3 protein-coding genes are annotated in these 2,624 nt (G+C 64.1%); all 3 read right to left on the bottom strand.

Annotated features, from left to right (window positions below):
* Window positions 1-1,219, bottom strand: a 1,219-nt coding sequence (gene fucP / locus JMF90_RS32765) for an L-fucose:H+ symporter permease (protein ID WP_201325987.1), incomplete at its 3' end; no start/stop codon positions are given.
* A 40-nt stretch (window positions 1,220-1,259) separates the two neighbouring features.
* Entirely contained in the window at window positions 1,260-2,186 is a 927-nt protein-coding gene (rbsK, locus tag JMF90_RS32760; RefSeq protein ID WP_201317396.1) for a ribokinase, read from the bottom strand.
* A 220-nt stretch (window positions 2,187-2,406) separates the two neighbouring features.
* On the bottom strand, window positions 2,407-2,624 hold a 218-nt coding region (locus JMF90_RS40390; protein ID WP_236598081.1), incomplete at its 5' end, for a hypothetical protein.

The following is a 2,624-nucleotide window of genomic DNA, read 5'->3' as shown; positions in this document are numbered from 1 at the left end:
GCATGTTGCCGCCGGTGTGATCGGAGATCAGCCCCTGGATCAGCGGCACGACCGCGCCGCCGACGATGCTCATCACGAGGATCGAGCCGCCGTATTCGGTGTCCTTGCCGAGACCGTCGATCGTCAGCCCGTAGATCGTCGGCCAGCACGGGCCGAGGAAGATGCTCACGCACACGGCCGCATACACGGCGGTGATGTTGTGCACGCTGATCGTGTACGCGAGCAGCGCGATGCACAGGATGCCGTAGACGATCAGCACCTTGGCCGGGCCGACGCGCTTCATCACGAGCGTCGCGATCAGCTTGCCGACGAAGAACGCGAAGAAGGTCGCGAGCAGGTAGCGCGACGCGCCGCGCTCGGTGAGGCCGCCGATCTGCATCGCGAGCCGGATCGTGAAGCTCCACACGCCGACCTGCGCGCCGACATACAGGAATTGCGCGACCACGCCCGCGACGAAGCGCCGGTTGCCGAACAGGCGCGCGAGCGTGCCGCGTGCGTCGATCCGGTGCGTGACCGTACTCGCCGCATTGCCCTTGCACGCCGGATAGGGCGTAAGCGCGAACACGATGAACACCGCGACGAGCACGACGATCAGCCACTTGTACGGCTCGAGCGTGGCCTGGATCATCGCGAGCTGGTGCGTGTGCGCGTCGGCGGCCGACATCGCCGCGAGCTGTGCATGCGACGCGTCGCCTTCCTTGAAGATCAGGAAGCTGCCCATGTAGACGCCGGCCATCGCGCCGAACGGATAGAACGTCTGCGAGATGTTCAGCCGCCGCGTGCTGGTGTCGCGCGGGCCCATCAGCGTCGAATACGAGTTCGACGCCGTTTCGAGGAACGACAGGCCCGCGGCGATCACGAACAGCGCGACGAGGAACATCCCGTACTTCGCCATCGACGCGGCCGGGAAGAACAGCAGGCAGCCGGTCGTGTAGAGCAGCAGGCCGACGAGGATCGTCGTCTTGTAGCTGAACTTCTTCACGACGGTCGCGGCCGGAATCGCGAGGAAGAAATAGCCGAGATAGAACGCGGACTGCACGAACGCCGATTCGAAATCGGACAGGAAGAACGATTTCTTGAACTGCGCGATCAGTACGTCGTTCAGGTTCGCCGCGGTGCCCCACAGCGCGAACAGGCAGCACAGCAGCGTGAACGCGAAGAGGGGCGTGCGATTCAGGTAATAGCCGTCGGGGGCGTGTTCGATCCGGGTTCTGCTCATGGGTGTCTCCTTCCCAATGTCTCGTCGATGAAGGCGCCGGTCAGAAGCCGGCGTCGCGGAGGAAGCGTTCGAACGTCGCGGCGTCGGCGTACGACTTCTGCGTGCCGAGGCCCGTGACCGAATGCGCGGCGTACGCGGACGCGTAGCGCATCGCATCGACCGCGTCGCGCGACGCCGCATAGCAGCGCGCGAAGCAGCCGATATACGCGTCGCCGGCGCCCGTCGTGTCGCGCGCGTCGACCGGGACGCCCGGCACGTGATGCACGCCGTCGCGCGACACCAGTAGCGAACCGTTGCTGCCGAGCGTGACGAGCACGTGCTTGAGCCCGCGTGCGACCAGCGCTTCGGCGGCGCGGGCGGCGCTCTCGCGCGAATCGACCGGCATACCCGACACGATCGCGAGCTCGGTTTCGTTCGGCACGAAGAACTCGACGGAACGGATGCGTTCGAAATCGAGGTCGGCGACCGCCGGCGCGGGATTCAGCAGCACCGGAATGCCGTGCCGCGCGCCGAATTCGATCGCGTGATAGACGGTGTCGAGCTCGATCTCGAGCTGCAGCACGATCAGCGCGCATTCGGCGAGCATCGGCGTGGCCGCGTCGATGTCGGCCGGCTGCAGGTGGCGGTTCGCGCCCTTGACGATCAGGATGCTGTTGCTCGAATCGGGCTCGACGAAGATCGGCGCGACGCCGCTCGGCACGCCGGCGACCTTGCGCACGTGCGTGGTGTCGATGCCTTCGCGTTCGAAGTTGCGGATCGTGTTGTCGGCGAACACGTCGTCGCCCACCTTCGTGACCATCACGACGCGCGCGCCGAGGCGCGCGGCCGCGACGGCCTGGTTCGCGCCCTTGCCGCCGCAGCCGAGCTCGAAGTTCGGGGCCTCCAGCGTTTCGCCCCGGACGGGCATGCGCGCGACATAGGTCACGAGATCGACCATGTTGCTGCCGATGACGGCGATTGTCTCCATCTGCGTCTCTTCCTTGGTATGGGGGCGCCGCGCGCACGTGGTCGGCGGCGGGTCGCGACAGGTGATAATAAAATCACATTGAATGTGAAAATGCAATCCTGTTGTGTTAGAAGGGTCACTTTCTGGTGGATGGTCTGAGGATGGGGAAGCGGCTAAGCCGGGTTTCGCGCCTCTCCGTGAACTGCCTGCGGCCGGCGCCTTCACCGTCGATCCAGTTTGGCTATTGCTTCATGCGAATTTCGGATTGTTCCGCTATTGCTCCCACTCGATTTCCGCGACCGCGGCACACGTCGGCGAAACTGAGCCTTCCGCGCATTCCCGATTGCTCCGCGAACAAAAAAATGATCGATTCGATCATATAAGGGTTTTCATTGACTGATATCGTCATGAAACAGGCTAAAATGCACACATCGAGCAGTTGTTTTGATTGAAGCGATC

Origin of the sequence: Burkholderia sp. E168m23 (assembly GCF_016586125.1) — a bacterium.
GTDB lineage: Bacteria > Pseudomonadota > Gammaproteobacteria > Burkholderiales > Burkholderiaceae > Burkholderia > Burkholderia orbicola.
Note: the sequence above shows the minus strand (reverse complement) of the source record. Positions and strands in the feature narration are given on the sequence as shown.